Raw genomic sequence first — 16368 nt, forward strand, 5'->3', positions numbered from 1 at the left:
ATTCATAATTATGAATTCAAAATACTTGCAGCATATAATCACGCGTAATGACAAGCAAAACACTTACTCCTCTTGCGCTATATGAGCAGGTCGCTGAGCAATTGCGCCAGCGCATCTTCCGGCGGGAGCTTGAACCTGGTGCCTGGATCGACGAGCTGAAGATTGCCGAGGAATACGGCATCAGCCGCACGCCCCTGCGCGAGGCACTGAAGGTGCTGGCGGCCGAAGGCCTGGTGACCATGAAGCTGCGCCGAGGCGCCTACGTGACCGAGGTCTCGCGCAAGGACATCTCCGACGTCTATCGCTTGCTGAGCCTGCTGGAAGCGGATGCAGCGGCCGAGGTTGCCGGCAAGGCCACGGACGAACAATTGCAGCGTCTGCAGCAGACCCATGAGGAGCTGAAACAGAACACCGCCGACGCCGAGCGGTTTTTCGCGCTCAACGAAAGTTTTCATATGCAGATTCTCGACATTGCCGATAACCGCTGGCGTAACCAGCTGGTAGCCGATCTGCGCAAGGTCATGAAGCTCAACCGCCACAAGTCGCTGTTCAAGCAAGGCCGTATCGAAGACTCTCTGGCAGAGCACGAAGCCATCATGCAGGCATTGCTGCAGCGCGATCCAAAAATCGCCATGAGCGCAGTGCAGCAGCATTTCGCGAATGGACTTGATGCGGCGATCTAGACGATCCCTCTTTGTCAGCCCATGGGAAATTCGCTTTGGTATTTATCCTACAAATTTGAAATATTGGATTACCCGATTCATGCGATGCTCGCAAAGTAACTGAATGTGCTTTCAGTGTTACAGGATCATGATTCATGCTGGCGCAATTTTTCTGGGGCTCCTCCGCTGACGCTCACTTGATCAAGGGCGAATATGACCCTTTGCTTGTAACCCTGTCGCTGGCAGTTTGCTGGATTGCTTCCGGACAGGCATTGCGCCATGCGTCTTTTGCCCGGTCAGCCACTTCACGACAATTGCGCTACTGGTCTGTTGTGAGCGGATCGCTGGCATTAGGCATAGGCATATGGGCCATGCATTTTATCGGCATGCTCGCTTATTCCCTGCATGCGGCGGTTCAGTATGATTTGACGGTCACGGTCCTTTCCATTATCCCGGGCATTGCGGCGTCTGCAGTGGCTCTCGCCTTGCTTACTCACAATGAGCTCAATATCAGGCAATTGATCCTGGGAGGATTGGCGGTGGGCATTGGCATTGCAGCCATGCATTACTGCGGCATGGCTGCAATGCGCACGCCGGCGACCCACCAGTATTCAGCCACCTGGTTTTTCATCTCCCTGGTTGTCGGCGTGGCACTGGCTACGCTTGCGCTCTGGGTCCGTTTCGGGCTGGCGCGCTTCAAACTCAAACAGGACCATTGGCGCAAGACACTGGCGGCTGTCACCATGGGCGCAGCAATATCCGGCATGCATTACACAGCCATGCTGGCGCTGCGAGTCACGTCCGATCATGAGATTCATGATGCAACAACATCGAACGACCGCCTGATTCTGGCGCTGACGATTGCCCTGATTACGCTTTTATTCGGAGGATTGATTGCACAGGCCAATGCCTTGATCCATTACCGTAGTCGCTGGCAGAAAGTAGATATGAATGAGGCCAGGCTGCAAGCTTTGGTCAATATGGCGGCGGATGGAATTATCTGCATCGACAATCAGGGCCGTGTGACGGATTACAACCCTGCAGCGGAAGTCATATTCGGCTGGAGCCCGGAGGAAGTATTGGGCAAGAACGTGAAAATGCTCATGCCAGCCGCTTTAGTCACCCAGCATGATTACTATCTGGAGCAGCATGAAGCCGGCCAGCGCAATAACGCGCCCCCTCTGCAGAACAAGATTTCAGAGGTTCTGGGCCAGCACAAGGACGGCACGCTGGTTCCAATGCGTCTGGCCTTGAGCCAGGCCGAAGCACGGGGCCAGCGGATGTATGTGGGTCTTCTGACCAACCTCTCGGACCGCAAGCGAACCGAGCGCCAATTGCATATTGCAGCCACAGTATTCGATCATTCCCACGAAGGCATGGTGGTACTGGATGCGAACCGAAAAATCGTGGACATCAATCCGGCTTTTGCGCGTATCAGCGGCTTGAAGCGCCAGGCCGCCAAGAACAAGGAGTTCGCCAGCCTTTTCATCCGTGGCGATGACGATTCGGATGTCCAGTGGTCGCAGATCTGGACGGAAATCGGTAGAAAAGGACACTGGCAAGGCCCGTGCGTCATGCAGCATGACATGAACCGGCACCAGATTTCCCTGACGGCAGTGCGCGACGAGCAACAGCGCCTGCACCATTACATTGCCGTCTGCTACCAAAGCATCGATATCCCGCTCGGAGCGGCATTCTGAGTCCCGAATTTTCATAACGCTATCATTCACGTAGCGGGAAACTGCCTGCTTCTTGAAGGTAAGCGCATGAACCAACAAAGTGAAATCGACGTACTGGGCCTCCAGACAGAGAATCGACATCTGACTATCGAGCAGGTGCAGACCTTGCCGGAGCTCCTGGCCATGCGGGTCAGCGCCACGCCAGCGGCCGAGGCCTACCGGGAGTTCGATGAAGCCACGAATGCCTGGAAAAGCCTGAGCTGGGCCGAAACAGCCGGGCGTGTTTCCCTTTGGAGCCGCGCCTTGTGCGCATCGAATCTTCCTGCCGGCGCAAGGGTGGCAATCCTGCTACCCAATGGCTTTGATGCGATGACCATCGACCAGGCCTGTCTGCGCTGCGGCTATGTGCCTGTGCCTCTTCATGCCATAGACAATGCCGGCAGCATTGCCTATATCCTTGCCGATTCGGCGGCGTCCTTGCTGGTGGTGGCCGATGCCAAGGCCTGGCAAAAAATTTGCGCCACAGGTCAGGAGCTGCCCGAACTTCAGGCCGTGATCCATGCACAGCAAGGCCGCACCAACGAGTCACCGAGCGCCTCTCCCATACCTGCCGAACAAGCAGAGCAGGAGTCCGTCAAGACCCTGCAGCGAAAGCCGCTCATCGTCTTGTCCGCCTGGCTTCAGGCAGGTCAACGGTATACCTCTGCCTTGCCCGGGCCGCCAGACAAAACACAGCTGGCGGGCATTGTCTATACCTCGGGTACGACCGGAAAGCCCAAGGGGGTCATGCTCACCCATGACAACGTGGTCAGCGACTTGCACGCTGTGATGCAACGTGTGAAGGCTTTTCCCGAGGACGTCTTCCTCTCGTTTCTGCCGCTCTCACACACTTTCGAGCGCACTGCTGGCTACTACCTGGCCATTGCCACCGGCTCTTGCGTGGCCTATGCGCGTTCTGTCGCACAACTTGCGCAGGACATGAAGCAGGTCAAGCCGACCGTGCTGATATCCGTGCCTCGCATCTATGAACGTGTTTATGCCAAGGTTCAGGAATCGCTTGCCTCCAGCAGCTTCAAGCGCAAGCTGTTCGAGGCGGCAGTCAACAAGGGCTGGAAGAGTTTTTGCGCTCGTCAAGGCATCCCCTTGAGTGAGCAACTCGATGCCCAAGCAAGCTGGGCTTCTGCCTTGCCAGCCTGGCTGCTACGCAGGCTTGTCGCACAGCCCCTGCTCGCGCAGTTTGGAGGCCGGCTACGCGTGGCCGTGAGCGGCGGAGCCCCTTTGTCTCCGACCATTGCGCGCTGTTTTCTGGGTCTGGGCCTGCCCATGCTGCAAGGTTACGGAATGACCGAAACCGCCCCTGTGGTCAGTGCCAACGGCCTCGACGACAACTGGCCCGATACCGTTGGCCGGGTGCTGCCGGGGATTGAAGTCCGCATTGGCGATGATCAGGAACTGCAGGTCTCTGGCCTTGTGTTGATGCGAGGTTACTGGAACCGTCCGGAAGACACTGCCAAAGCGTTTACTGCCGACGACTGGCTCAGAACCGGGGACCAGGCCGCCATCGAAAACGGTCGCATCCGAATCAAAGGTCGAATCAAGGAAATCATTGTGACGTCGACGGGTGAGAAAGTACCTCCCAATGATGTGGAACAAGCCATCCTCGTCGATCCCCTGTTTGAGCAAGTGTTTGTGGTGGGCGAGGATCGTCCTTTCATCGCCTGTATCGCCGTTGTCAGCCAAGTGGAATGGGAAGTGCTTGCCAGGAGTGTCGGACTGAACCCGGATGACGCTTCCAGCCTGCACCATGCCGCTGCTGAGAGAGAAGCACTTGCCAGAATAGAAAAGCAGACACGCAGCTTTGCCCGTTATGCAGTGCCCAGAGCGATTCATCTGGTCAGGGATAGCTGGAGCATTGACAACGGCTTGATGACCCCTACCCTCAAGCTCAAGCGCAAAAACTTGATGGCTTACTACCAAGATGCCGTCGAGCAGATGTATGGCAAGCCCATCGAAAGCTGGAAAACCCAAGCCTAGAAATGGGCCAATTCAGGGTTTGGGAGCCCTGAATTAATTCATGTAAGTTACATTAAATAAATCATAATATCTCTTGAAGGCTTGGGTGGCATACATGCACGGGCTAAAGAACTGTTGTTGTCCAAAGCCATAGTTACGGCCCAGCAACCCGATGCTCAGGCGGTAAAAAATGCCTGTTCGACTATGCAGCCTCCTGGACCCAGGAAGTGCTCAACACCCTCACCCGGTTATTTGCCAGTGTTGATCCTCACCTCTACCTCATTACGGCAGTGACACCCACGTCAGCCGCTTCGTCGCTTGCACGGCCAGCCTCCTGCTGGCCGCAGTTGCAGCATCGCAAATGCATAGAGCTATCACCCATGCATTCATGCAATGACTGATGGCGCTATATGAGCTGGCTAAGTTTCATTAATACCAGGGACAGTTGCTGATTTCACTGCTCATCCGCAGATATCTGCACGCCATTGCATGCTTTGCTGGCCTGATTGCATCCGCTGCACATAGCTTGCACTGCAATCTCCGGAACATGAAAAGCATTAAGGGACTACTGCACGCGATCGCTCTCAGCGCATCGCCTTTTCCACTGCCCTACCCTCGCAGGCAAGAACCTAGTCAGTCGTCACTGTCAAAGCATTCCACCAGCACGAAGTCGGACTCCATTCCAAGCACCACGGCGTCGATATTGATCTGCTGCGTCATATGGGCCAGGCACATGCCGCCTTCTTTGCAACGCACCGCGACTATCCAGCCTTGCAGGGCCAGTTGATGCGTCACCTTAATCAAACGCGCCTCGGAAACTTCATAAGCCTGCTCCGAGCTCGGGAATCGTGCACAGCCGCAGGGATCAGAGTGAGGCACATCGAAGGATTCCGTTCAAGCGGATTGTCTGGACGTGATCGCTGACTGAGCTGCTGACAGTCCAGCAGGGGGGCCAATCAGCAATGGCACAAAGCGCCACAGGTACAAGGCAAAGGCCAGCCACCTTTATCGGCTGCGCCCAGGCCAAATACCTGCAGCAGCAGACCGTAACTTGCTTCCAGGTTTCGTCAGCATGCAGATTCTGGTGCCTTGTCGATCATTGATGCGAGTCCTTGAGCAGCCGCCAGGGAGTCAAGGCACAGTCGTCACGCCGTCATCAATACGGAACCGACCTTTCTGCAGATAAGGGCCGCCAAGCAGTTGGACCGCACGGTGTTCAGTACGGTGATGCAGCGTGGGCAGCTCAACCGCTATTTGCTGAACCAGAACCACAACAGCAAGGGCCGCCCCACTCTGCCCCACGCCCGGTCGATAGAGCCAAACCAGATGCATGTCAGCTACAACAACCTGCAGCAGCGCATTCCAAGAAGGAGGCGTCAAGAGTACTGTTTTGATAGCTTCCATCGCTTTATGGGTAAGCGATAGAGGCGCTTTTGATTACTTTTCAAAATTTTGATTGTTATCAGGAAATCGTCTGGATACTGACGCTGTGTGTTGCTTTGGCCGGCCCGGAGTGTGAGTATGAATACGGCATTCGATCGAATTCATTGGTCAACAACAGGCGCGCTGACGCGCCAGGAGGCGGGATATGTTCAAGCACATTTTGATTCCTACGGACGGCTCGAAACTCTCCGAGGCCGCGCTACGGGCGGGCATGCAGCTGGCCAAGAAGCAAGGTGCACAGGTAACGGCGCTGTATGTAATGCCGGATTACACCGCCATGATCTATGGTGCCGAGGCAATGATGGCCTACAACTCTGCAGAAATGGCCAAGAGCGCCGAGAAGGAAGCCGACCAAGTGCTCAAGATTGCGACGGACATCGCCGCAGCCGAGGGCGTGGACTGCAAGACAGCACGGGTGACGAATATCTCTATCAACCAGGCCATCATCCACCAGGCGCAAGACAGCCGTTGCGATCTGATCTGCATGGCATCGCACGGCCGCAAGGGTATCGCCGGCATTCTGCTGGGCAGCGAAACCCAGCGCGTGCTGGTCAACAGCAGCATTCCGGTATTGGTGCATCGCCCCGTGTGATTCACCAACACTGCGAGTGAAAGCCTCAGGCGCTCCTCTTGCCTGAGGCTTTCACCTTTGCAGGATTGAGCCAGATCGCAAACATCACCCCCTACGAGCGAATCACCTATCAATGTGCACCGGCGAAACAGCTGCCACTGGCTGATGACTGTGCCAGCCTGATTACCGCGACCCAGGCCGCCCATTGGTTCAACCTGCCTGCGTTCTATCAGCAGGTCAAAAAGGCAGCAGCACCAGGATGCGTGATGGCATTGAGCAGCTAGCGGGGTCTAAATCAAGGAACAAACCTGCATTCAAGGTCTGAATTCCGTTCTGTTGCCGGGCAGAAAACAGCAGCTCCCCATGTGAATGTCAGCCAGGTATTCGCAACCTTCGTTGGCATGAAAGTCAGTGCTGAGATCGAGCTCATCGCCATAAATGGCAGAACCTTGTTGTTCAAGGTCGCGTGCCATGACAAAGCGGCTTGATGGGTGAAGGCATGCACCGGCGTGCAATCCTTTACGCCGCTCGCTTTATGCAGGGTCTTGGCAAGGCGCAGAGCATTCTGCATTTGCTGCGCAAATCGAAACCTAGATCAAGGCAATTGCTTTCGCACAAAGATAGAGACTCCCCCCAAAAACAAGATGCGTAGCCAGTCCCACCGCGCGGTTGCGCCAGGGACGGGGTGTTTTTCCGCTAGCCACCCCAGCTCCTAGCGCTGGCTGCAGAACGAACCAGGGCAGCGCCACGGTTGCTGCGCCAAATACCAGCGCGGGAACGAATGTAGGAGCCTCTGTCCACGAAGGATCCGCAATACTCAAGAACATCATCGCAAACAGGATGCCGATCAGGTAATGCACCGTCCAGCCAATGATTTTTTCGCCATGTGCAGCGGAAGCTTCTCCAATGGACTGGTGGAACCAGGTGCCGCTTCGCCAGTGGAGGCACCAGCGTCCAAGCAGTGCGTAATTCAGGGTGGCAACGCCCATGCGGCGCAGCATTGCAGACCACAGGTCCATCAGCAATGTCGCGCCGATACCGACAGCCAGAGCCGGTGCAAAAATACTCGTCAGACTAATCATTTCCTAGCATCGCTTCTGAGGATTACAGTGATGTAAACCACTGTAGGTGCTCAAGTGCACTTGAGCGCAATAGCTGAATATGGAAATCTCAGAAGTAGTAAAAAGAACCGGGCTACCCCCATCGACACTTCGCTTCTACGAAGAGAGGGGATTGATACATTCCATAGGCCGACAGGGACAGCGACGCCTGTTCGATGCTCAGGTACTGGAGCGACTGTCAGTCATCGCTCTTGGGCGCGCTGCAGGGTTCTCACTAGAAGAAATCCACTCAATGCTGCCCCCTGACGGAAAAGTGCAGGTCAGTCGGGAAATGCTGCTTGCCAAGGCAGATCAGGTGCAGCAGTCCATCAAGCGGCTGAAGGCCGTGCGTGACGGCTTGCGGCACGCGGCCAATTGCCCTGAGAAAAATCATCTGGATTGCGCTACGTTTCAAGGACTGATGCATGCAGCCCTGGCAGGGAAAATCACGCCATTAACAGTCGCAGCCAGCAAAGCCAAAGGGGTTTGAACTCCTGACCTGATGGTTCACCGAGCAAACCACAGCCAACCGCTGTAGGTCCCCCAAGCCTGCACGAATGTCCGCCGAGACCAAACGTTCTGGATCGCCGCATCCCGGCCGTGCCTGCTAGCAGCACCCCGCCGCTCATGTCCTGGCAGAGTCAGTCGCAAAGTTTTGCGGGTTGATTGCGACCTTTTGAGCTTCAGGCAGCCCAGGCTGAACGTCCTGTGCGCGCCGCTGGCCGCCGCACTTGCCAAAACGTCCTGTACGGCGTCAGCCTGTAGTGCTTACTGCGGCTGGAGTTGAATGTTTTTGGCCATGGCGCGAAATTTGACGGTGTCTTCCTTGAGTTTCCGCTCCGCCTCAGCCAGCGTCTGGGGTTGCGGCGCTTCCGATCCGGTGGCCGCAATCTGGTGCCGTACCTCGGGATCACGCAGCACTTCGGTCAGCGCCTTGTTCAGACGTACCACCATGTCCTCGGGAGTTCTACGACTCACCATGAGGCCGGCCCAGGTGGAATGGCTGAAATTCTTCAGAATCTTGCCTTCTCCAAGAGCGGGCACGGAAGGATCCAGCTCGCTGCGTGTGGGAGCCAGCCACCCGATGAGCCTCAGGCGCCCCTGCTCGGACATTCCCTTGAAACTCGTTGCATAGGGCAGGATGGCAAAGTCGATACTGTTGCCTCCGACATCCTGCACCATGGGGGCCATGCCCTTGTAGGGTACATGCGTGACGTGGATCTGGGTCTGCTGCGCCATGCTTTCAGCCAACAGGTGATACATGGAGCCCATGCCGACGCTGCCATAGGACAGACCTTTGTCCTGGGACTTGGCATAGGCAATGAATTCATCGACATTGCGCACGGGCAGTGTGGCACGTGTCAGCAGAACCAGCGGATTCACTGCCACCTGGCCCAGCATGCGAAAGTCTTCGGCTCTCAGCTTCACGGCAGCGTTGATCATGGGCGAGAGAATCACCTCGTTGGGTGAGCCGAGAAAGATCATGTGCCCGTCAGCGGGCGCGTTCAGCACCTTCTGCGCGGCCAGTGAACCGCTTACGCCGCCCAGATTGTCCACGATGACCTGCTGATTCAGGGCCCGACCCAATGCTGTACTTATCGCCCGAGCAATGGAATCCGACAGGCCTCCGGCCGGATACGGAACGAGCAGAGTCACCACACGCTGATCGGCTGCCCGCGCAGCGCCCATTGCGAATGTGCCCACACACAAGGAACCAAGCGACAGGACAAGAGCATGTCGACGGAAGATGGAGTCAGGTTTTTTCATGATCAGCTTCGAGCGTGGGTTGAAAGAAAGGAATGGGCCAGAGCCATCCAGAATGTGGCGCCGGTTTCGAGGTTGCGATCGTTGAAGTCGAAACTGGGGTTGTGCACATTGCAGGGTCCCGAGGCGGTGCCATGTGTGTGACCGTTGTCACCATTGCCTATGAAGAGGTAGCAACCAGGGCGCTCTTCCAGCATGTATGCGAAATCCTCACTCGCGCACAGCGGATCGGCATTGGCTACGACCCGCGCATCGCCGAACAGCGACCGGGCTATACCCATCGCAAACTGGGTTTCAGAGGGAGAGTTGACCAGCACCGGGTAGCCACGCTCATAGGTGATGTGACACTGTGCGCCAAAGCTGTCGGCCTGACCTCGCGCCACCGCCCGAATGCGCTCCTCCAGCAGATCGCGTACCTCGGGCTTCAGGGCTCGGATGCTCAGCTCCAGTTCGGCGGTCTCCGGGATCACGTTGTAGGTTTGCCCGGCCTGAAGGCGTCCCACGGTGATTACTGCCGATGCCAGCGGATCTACATTGCGTGCGACGATGCTTTGCAAGGCCATTACCGTGGACGCTGCAACCACCGTCGGATCGGTCGCCAGGTGCGGCATGGCGCCGTGGCCGCCGCAGCCCTCGAACACCAGAGTTGCCCTATCGGAGGAGGCCATGCATGCCCCTTCACGAAACAGTATCTGGCCCTGCTCCATGCCTGGCATGTTGTGCATGGCAAAGACCGCGTCGCAGGGAAAGCGCGCAAACAGTCCCTCCTTCATCATGCGCTGGGCACCGCCCGCACCGCCCAGTTCCTCCGCAGGCTGGAAGATCAGATGCAGCATGCCATCCATGGCATGCTTGCCTTCGCGATGTAGCTTGGCTAACGCCTGTGCCGCGCCAAGCAGCATGGTTGTGTGACCATCGTGCCCGCAGCCGTGCATTTTTCCGGGCACCTCGCTGGCCCATGGCAGGCCCGTGTCCTCCTGAATGGGCAGTGCGTCCATTTCCGCACGCAGTCCCAGGCGTCTGGAACCAGGGCCAAACTTCAGGGAGCCAACCAATCCTGTTCCCGCAAGCCCGGTGGTGACCTCATAGCCCCACTCGCGCAGGCAACGCTCGACCAGTGCACTGGTCTGGAACTCTTCAAAGCCCAGTTCGGGCTGACGATGGATGGCGTGGCGCCATGCGAGCATGGCATCGGTATCTATGTAGGAGCTGAATTTCGAGTGCATGCAAAAAATGTAGCGTCTCGGTCATCGCACCAAAAGCCGGTATATTTTCCGAGGAGACAACCAAAACGATTCACCCGATGAAAACCCTGCCCTTATGAAAAATCATCAGATTCGGGCTTTCACCCAGGTCGCCGAAAGCGGCTCCATACGCGCTGCTGCCCGTGCACTCTTTCTGAGCCAGAGCGCCCTGACCAAGTCGCTTCGCGAACTGGAGGAGGATGTAGGTGCAGAGCTGCTGGTACGCAGCTACAGGGGCATTGAATTCACCCCGGCTGGCAAAGTGCTGCTATCTCATGCACGCCTGGCGCTATCGATGCTGGACAAGGCGCGCGAAGAGGTACGGCTGATCCGCGGCGGCTCGGGCGCCCGGGTGGCCGTGGCGATGTCACCCCTGGTTTCGATCAAGGCACTGCCCGAAGTCTGGAAAACGTTCGAACAACTGGCACCGGGTGTGCAACTGGCGCTCAGTGAAGGCTTTCTTAGCAGTTTGATTCCGGCTCTGCTCGAGGGACGACTGGACTTCGCACTGGCCATTGCCGACCCCACCGATCTGCCTTATGAACTGGTCTTCAAACCACTGATGGACGTGATTGCCATGCCCGCCGGAAGACAAGGCCATCCGCTGGCCAAGGCGAAAACCTGGGATGAGCTTCGTGACGCGACCTGGGTTTTGAACTACTCAGCGGGCAGCCAGAGCGAGACGCTGGTGAGCTGGCTTCGAGGCCAGGGCTTGGCGGAGCCGCGCAAGATGGTCAACTGCACTTCCTCGACGCTGATGAGCGAGCTGATGAGGCGCACTGACGTACTTGGTTTCTGCCCCGAAATTCTCCTGAACGACAAGATTTATGGAGCAGGACTACAGCGTCTGCAGGTGGAGCCACTGCCGCCACCTATGGCGCTTGGCTTGGTCCAGTTGCGCGGTGTCCCGTTGAGCAGCGCAGCGAAGCCACTGGCGGCGCTGTTCATGAAGTATTTTCGCAAAACTTAGGAAGTGATTCAACATGCTTATATCGGCCCAGCGCTCTGAAAATCATTGCGCAAACTGCTATCCAACCCCGGGGCTGCTTCAGGCTACGAACCCCTGACTCAATGCCACAACTTCAGCCCAGGCCGTCACTGGCGCGGCAACTTCAGCGTTGCCTCCAGGCCTCCGCCCGGTAGATTGCGCAACAGCAACTGGCCTCCATGTGCATGCGCCACGGTCTGCGCAATGGACAGGCCGAGACCCACTCCACCCGAGGAAGCATTGCGCGAATGCTCCACGCGATAGAAGGGCTCCAGCACACGAGAGATCTGATCCGGTGGGATCCCGGGACCACGATCGCGCACGCTGATGCTCAGAAAATCATGGGCGTCGCTGACATGCAGCTGCACCTCATGGGCATAGCGCAGCGCATTCTCGATCAGATTCTGCAGACAGCGGCGCAGGCTTTGCGCATAGCCGATATAAGGACCGCCTGCCTGACCATGGATGGGAATCTCCTGGCTACTGGACTCATGTATGTCCTGTGCCATCCCCTGTATCAAGGCATTGATATCCACTGGCTGACGCGGCCCCTGAGCATCAGCGCCGGTAAGCATGTCCAGCGTGGAAGACACCATATGCTCCATTTCCTGCAGATCATTGCGGAACTTGGCCCGCAAGGCCTCGGTTTCCAGCATTTCGGCACGCAAGCGCAACCGTGTGATGGGAGAACGCAGGTCATGCGACACCGCCGCCAGAAAGCGCGTTCTCTCGGCCACTCCCTCTGAGATCTGCTTTTGCATGGCATTGAAAGCCTGCGCCGCCTGTTGCACCTCGCGCGGTCCATCGGTCTCGAGTGGTGGGCTTTGCAAATCTCGACCCAGAGCTTCTGCGGCCCTGGCCATGCGCTGGAGCGGTCGCATGGCCAAGCGTACTGCCACCAACGCAAACGCCACGATCACGAGACTGCGCAGCAGATAGACGCGCAGCACATAGTCGGCCAAGGCATGCAGCGGCCGTACCGGATAGCCAATTTCGCTTTCCTGTGCACTCACCACCAGCCACTGCTTGTCGGCAAGTTGCATGGCCATGCGTACATGAGCCTCTGGTCTACCCGATGTCAATACATTGGCCGAGTGAGAGCCGTCCACTTGCTCCTCCCCACGCAAGCCCAGCTGCAGCACCCGCACGGGCACAGTGCGCCCCAAACGCTCCTGCAGAACCTGAGCGATCAAGACCTGCGCCTCTGCGATGAAAGGCTTAGTCTCGTCGGCTGTCGGTGGTATCTCATCGAGCAGCTGCAGTGAGTAATGGCTGGTGTTCCATTGCTCCAACAGCATATTTCGCTGTTCGCGCGGCATGGCAGACAACAGCACCGAGGTATCGGCTGCACGAGCTGCCACCAGCCTCAAAGGCACTTCCAGCAGCTGACTTTGCCGCACCTCCCACCAGATGGTTCCGGTCAGCGCCTGCGCAGCCAGCATGCCAATGATGAGGATTGCTGCGATGCGGCCAGACAGCGTCTGCGGCCACAACCTTGTCAACAGGCTACGGAGCCATGCCGATGCAGCGGACGCACTCACTCCAGTGTCTCGACATCGCAAGCCAGCAAATAGCCTGCATTGCGGACTGTTCGCAGTACCTGCGCCTTGCGCGGGTTGGACTCCAGATGATGACGCAGGCGGCTGATGCAAACGTCAATGGCACGATCCAGCGCCATGCGCTCGCGGCCGAAGGCATACTCGGCCAGATAGTCCCGGCTCAGCGTCCGATGCGGGTTCTGAACCAGGGCGCAAAGCACGCGGTAGTCCGACTGGGCCAAGGTTACCAGCACACCATCGGGAGAGTGCAACTCGCGCGTGTGCATGTTCAGCGTCCAGCCGGCAAAGCGCAGTGTGGCAAGCCGCTCGGGTTCATGCAGAGAGGCTGGCACCTGCCGCGTGCGACGCAGCACCACCCCAATGCGCGCCAGTAGTTCGCGGGGATCAAAGGGCTTGGGCAGATAGTCATCAGCCCCCATCTCCAGACCAAGGATGCGGTCCATGAGCGCACCGCGCGCCGTGAGCATCACCACAGGAATGTGGGTCCGCTCACTCAGACTGCGGCATAGCGTCAGCCCGTCCACGCCCGGAAGCATCAGATCCAGCACGATGAGATCTGCGCTGTGGCGCGCCAGCCAGTCCCACATAGCCTCGCCATTCGCAACCGCAGACGGCTGCATGCCGTTGGCCTGCAGATAGTCACACAGCAACTCGCGGATCTCTGGGTCGTCATCCACGACCAGAATGCGAGCCCTGGCGGCGGCATGCGACGACGGTACGGAGCTTTTCGGGGGAAATGTAATGGATTGTGTTGAAGCAGCTAGGGAAAACATTGCATTGCAAATCTGCCCTCGCCTGTCTGTCGGAGGGGCGCTTGCCTCACTAGAGTGACGGCTCATCTATCAATAAGAACGATTTTCATTCTAGTTTATTGCAGTCATGAGCATCTCCGTCCCCTCCATGCCAGCGCGCGATTCGCGTGAATTTTCATCGGCTTCACGTCTGGAGCCCTCATTGTCTCCTGCCTTGGCCAGCCTGATGCTGGTGCTGGGCCCCACGCTGCTGGCGACGAGCAGCCAAGCCCTGGCCGCCGACGATGCGGCCACGATGCCTCTCGTGGAGGTGCACGCCAATCGCGACAAGCCCGACTATCAGGCTCAATCCGTGCAGTCTCCCAAATTCACCCAGCCGCTGCGCGACACACCTCAGAGCATCACGGTGGTGCCGGCTGAAGTACTGCGCCAACAGAATGCGCAAACCCTGCAGGATGTGCTGCAGAACGTGGCCGGCATCACCTTCAGCTCCGGCGAAGGCAATCTGGGTTGGGGTGACTTCTTCACCATTCGCGGTTTCTCCGCTGAGCAAAGCATCACCATCGACGGCGTGCGCGACGCGGGCATGGCCAGCCGCACGGATACGTTCAATCTGGAGCAAGCCGAAGTCTTCAAGGGCACGGGGTCAGTAGAATCGGGAGTGTCGGCCGTCGGCGGCAGCGTGAACCTGGTGAGCAAGGAAGCCAAGCGTGATACGTTCTACAACGCCAGCTTCGGCCTAGGCAGCGATGGCTATGCTCGCGCCACCGCCGACCTGAATCGCCCCATCGGGGAGACCGGTGCGCTGCGCCTGAATCTGATGAAGCACAAGAATGAGGTCGCCGGCCGCAATGTGGTCGACTTCGACCGCTATGGCGTGGCGGCATCCTTCGCCCACGGCCTGGGCACGGACACGCGCGTTGTCGTCAACGTGCTGCATCAGTCCGATGACAACACTCCTGACGGCGGCCTGCCCATACAACGCGGCACACGCGGCAACCTGATGCCCGGCATCGCACGCAATGCCTGGTTTGGCGCTTCCAATCTGTACACACAGCAGGCAAGAACCGACAGCATCACGGCCCGAATTGAGCGAGACCTTGCTGCGGACACAACCATCCGCAACCAGTTCCGTTATGAACGCGTCGACAGCTGGAGCGTGCTTTCCCCCGCGCGATTCAATGCGACCGGTACGCGCAACAGCCTGGGTTATATCGGCAAGGGGCCGCTGGTGACAGCCCCTGGCAATATCGCTTCCTATGGCGACTACGACTTGGTGGACACCACAGGCCAGCCGATCTCGCTACGTCTGGCCGCCATGTCGAGCTCCAAGCGCTACACCATCGCCAACAATCAAACGGATGTGCGCACCCAGTTTGAGACAGCTGGATTGCAGCACCGGCTCACAGCCGGTCTGGAGCTCTACCGAGAAACCTACGGCGATCACGAACGCAGCCTGGACCTGCCAAATGGCACGCTGAGCTTCGACCCCGCCAACCCCAACACGATCTTCGCCGGCACACCCACCATCGTGGGTGCAGGCAGCGCGCGTGCATCGGTACAGAACATGGGTGTGTATGTAAATGACACCATTACCTTTAACGAACGCTGGCAGGCACAGACAGCCCTGCGCTACGACCGCTGGAACGCGAAGAACGTCGACAGAAGCCGCACCGACGGTGCGCTCAGCGGTCGCCTGGGAATCGTCTACAAGCCTGCCAAGCAAGGCTCCATCTACGCGGCCTACAGCCGTGCGGCTCAGCCATCGGCACTGGGCGTGACCACCAACAATGCCATCAATGGCACGGCGGCACAGTTCGACTACCAGCCTGCGCTCTCTCGTACCTGGGAAGCTGGTAGCAAATGGGATGCGCTGGACGGACGCCTCTCCGTCACCGGTGCCGTCTTTCGCACCGAGCTCACCGACTCCTGGGAATACAACCCCGACAACAGCTCTCCCGTACGCTCCCTGCCAGCCAAGCGCGTACAGGGCTTCGAGCTGAGTGCGCAAGGCGAAATCACGCCGCGCTGGTCTGTGATGGCCAGCCTTTCGCACCTCAAGAGTCGTATCACCAAAGGTGTGAATGAGGGCGCCGAAGCCAAGAACGTGCCCGACTGGGCCGGTAGCGTCTGGACTTCCTACCTGCTCACGCCTGCCCTCACGGTGAGCTATGGCGCGCAGTATGTAGGCCAGCGTCGCTATGCCGACAACGTGATAGTCGGTGGTCTGAACAACAACTCAAGCACCGTCTCGGGGCCGAACGGCGCCCACCCGATCTATGTGGTGGACCGCGAAAAAGCCCCAGGCTATGTGGTGCAGAACCTGGCCCTGCGCTGGCGCATCAACCGTCAGATGACGGCCAACTTCAATATCAACAACATCGCCAACCGCTTCTACTGGAGCCGCATAGGTTCGTCCCTGGATGGCTTCCAGCTGTACGGCATCCCCGGTGCCGGCCGTACCTACACGGCCAGCCTCGATATGTCGTTCTGATCTCGGCCAAGTTGCTTCGGACGCTCTCGTAACGCAGCGCTTGCACGGCAGTTGCAGGTCGCGCTGCGAACGGGCGCATGCCAGCACCTGGCAAGCAAG

General features: G+C 58.1%; 16 protein-coding genes. 9 read left to right on the top strand and 7 right to left on the bottom strand.

Annotation, left to right across the window (positions count from 1 at the left end):
* The first annotated feature begins 47 nt into the window (after window positions 1-47).
* From DJFAAGMI_RS06210 to DJFAAGMI_RS06220, 3 genes are all read left to right on the top strand, one after another.
* Complete coding sequence (locus tag DJFAAGMI_RS06210; protein ID WP_043373058.1) at window positions 48-683, top strand: GntR family transcriptional regulator; 636 nt, start codon at window positions 48-50, stop codon at window positions 681-683.
* Window positions 684-817: 134 nt separating this feature from the next.
* A complete protein-coding gene (locus DJFAAGMI_RS06215) occupies window positions 818-2362 on the top strand; it encodes an MHYT domain-containing protein (RefSeq protein ID WP_211456358.1) in 1545 nt (514 codons plus the stop codon).
* Between the two features lie 66 nt (window positions 2363-2428).
* The gene (locus tag DJFAAGMI_RS06220) at window positions 2429-4375 is read left to right on the top strand and encodes an AMP-dependent synthetase/ligase (RefSeq protein WP_211456359.1); all 1947 of its coding nucleotides are present in this window, start codon (window positions 2429-2431) and stop codon (window positions 4373-4375) included.
* A 612-nt stretch (window positions 4376-4987) separates the two neighbouring features.
* Here the strand turns inward: DJFAAGMI_RS06220 and DJFAAGMI_RS06225 are convergent.
* Together DJFAAGMI_RS06225 and DJFAAGMI_RS06230 are read right to left on the bottom strand one after the other, a co-directional pair.
* Window positions 4988-5149, bottom strand: a complete 162-nt coding sequence (locus DJFAAGMI_RS06225; protein ID WP_349305218.1) for a hypothetical protein — start codon at window positions 5147-5149, stop codon at window positions 4988-4990.
* Window positions 5150-5485: 336 nt separating this feature from the next.
* Window positions 5486-5758, bottom strand: coding sequence for a hypothetical protein (locus DJFAAGMI_RS06230; RefSeq protein ID WP_211456360.1), 273 nt, complete (start codon window positions 5756-5758; stop codon window positions 5486-5488).
* A gap of 184 nt (window positions 5759-5942) precedes the next feature.
* Between DJFAAGMI_RS06230 and DJFAAGMI_RS06235 the strand changes: the two genes are divergently transcribed.
* The 3 genes from DJFAAGMI_RS06235 to DJFAAGMI_RS25240 all read left to right on the top strand — a co-directional run bounded on the left by DJFAAGMI_RS06235 (window position 5943) and on the right by DJFAAGMI_RS25240 (window position 6856).
* Window positions 5943-6389 carry a universal stress protein gene (locus DJFAAGMI_RS06235; protein ID WP_211456361.1) on the top strand — a complete coding sequence of 149 codons (447 nt, stop codon included), beginning with the start codon at window positions 5943-5945 and terminating at the stop codon, window positions 6387-6389.
* Window positions 6390-6454: 65 nt separating this feature from the next.
* Entirely contained in the window at window positions 6455-6652 is a 198-nt protein-coding gene (locus DJFAAGMI_RS06240) for a methyltransferase domain-containing protein (RefSeq protein WP_249334043.1), read from the top strand.
* A gap of 117 nt (window positions 6653-6769) precedes the next feature.
* Entirely contained in the window at window positions 6770-6856 is an 87-nt protein-coding gene (locus DJFAAGMI_RS25240; protein ID WP_419095606.1) for a hypothetical protein, read from the top strand.
* Window positions 6857-6958: 102 nt separating this feature from the next.
* Here the strand turns inward: DJFAAGMI_RS25240 and DJFAAGMI_RS06250 are convergent, their stop codons facing one another.
* On the bottom strand, window positions 6959-7450 hold the full coding sequence (locus tag DJFAAGMI_RS06250; protein WP_211456364.1) for a DUF2938 family protein: 492 nt from the start codon (window positions 7448-7450) through the stop codon (window positions 6959-6961).
* A gap of 79 nt (window positions 7451-7529) precedes the next feature.
* On the opposite strand from DJFAAGMI_RS06250, the gene DJFAAGMI_RS06255 reads away from it, so the two are divergent.
* Window positions 7530-7958, top strand: a complete 429-nt coding sequence (locus DJFAAGMI_RS06255) for a helix-turn-helix domain-containing protein (RefSeq protein ID WP_211456365.1) — start codon at window positions 7530-7532, stop codon at window positions 7956-7958.
* A gap of 278 nt (window positions 7959-8236) precedes the next feature.
* Here DJFAAGMI_RS06255 and DJFAAGMI_RS06260 read toward each other — a convergent pair whose 3' ends face one another.
* Complete coding sequence (locus DJFAAGMI_RS06260) at window positions 8237-9235, bottom strand: tripartite tricarboxylate transporter substrate binding protein (RefSeq protein ID WP_211456366.1); 999 nt, start codon at window positions 9233-9235, stop codon at window positions 8237-8239.
* Window positions 9236-9237: 2 nt separating this feature from the next.
* Complete coding sequence (locus DJFAAGMI_RS06265) at window positions 9238-10458, bottom strand: M20 aminoacylase family protein (protein WP_211456367.1); 1221 nt, start codon at window positions 10456-10458, stop codon at window positions 9238-9240.
* Between the two features lie 94 nt (window positions 10459-10552).
* On the opposite strand from DJFAAGMI_RS06265, the gene DJFAAGMI_RS06270 reads away from it, so the two are divergent.
* Window positions 10553-11446, top strand: a complete 894-nt coding sequence (locus DJFAAGMI_RS06270; protein WP_211456368.1) for a LysR substrate-binding domain-containing protein — start codon at window positions 10553-10555, stop codon at window positions 11444-11446.
* 125 nt (window positions 11447-11571) lie between these two features.
* Here DJFAAGMI_RS06270 and DJFAAGMI_RS06275 read toward each other — a convergent pair whose 3' ends face one another.
* Both DJFAAGMI_RS06275 and DJFAAGMI_RS06280 read right to left on the bottom strand, forming a co-directional pair.
* Window positions 11572-12906 (bottom strand): ATP-binding protein, encoded by a 1335-nt coding sequence (locus DJFAAGMI_RS06275; protein WP_211456369.1) that lies wholly within the window; start codon window positions 12904-12906, stop codon window positions 11572-11574.
* Window positions 12907-13001: 95 nt separating this feature from the next.
* A complete protein-coding gene (locus DJFAAGMI_RS06280; protein ID WP_211456370.1) occupies window positions 13002-13796 on the bottom strand; it encodes a response regulator in 795 nt (264 codons plus the stop codon).
* A 106-nt stretch (window positions 13797-13902) separates the two neighbouring features.
* On the opposite strand from DJFAAGMI_RS06280, the gene DJFAAGMI_RS06285 reads away from it, so the two are divergent.
* Window positions 13903-16269: a TonB-dependent receptor gene (locus DJFAAGMI_RS06285; RefSeq protein WP_249333852.1), complete on the top strand. Its 2367-nt coding sequence runs from the start codon at window positions 13903-13905 to the stop codon at window positions 16267-16269.
* Window positions 16270-16368: the final 99 nt, after the last annotated feature.

Source organism: Comamonas brasiliensis (assembly GCF_018292285.1).
GTDB lineage: Bacteria > Pseudomonadota > Gammaproteobacteria > Burkholderiales > Burkholderiaceae_C > Comamonas > Comamonas brasiliensis.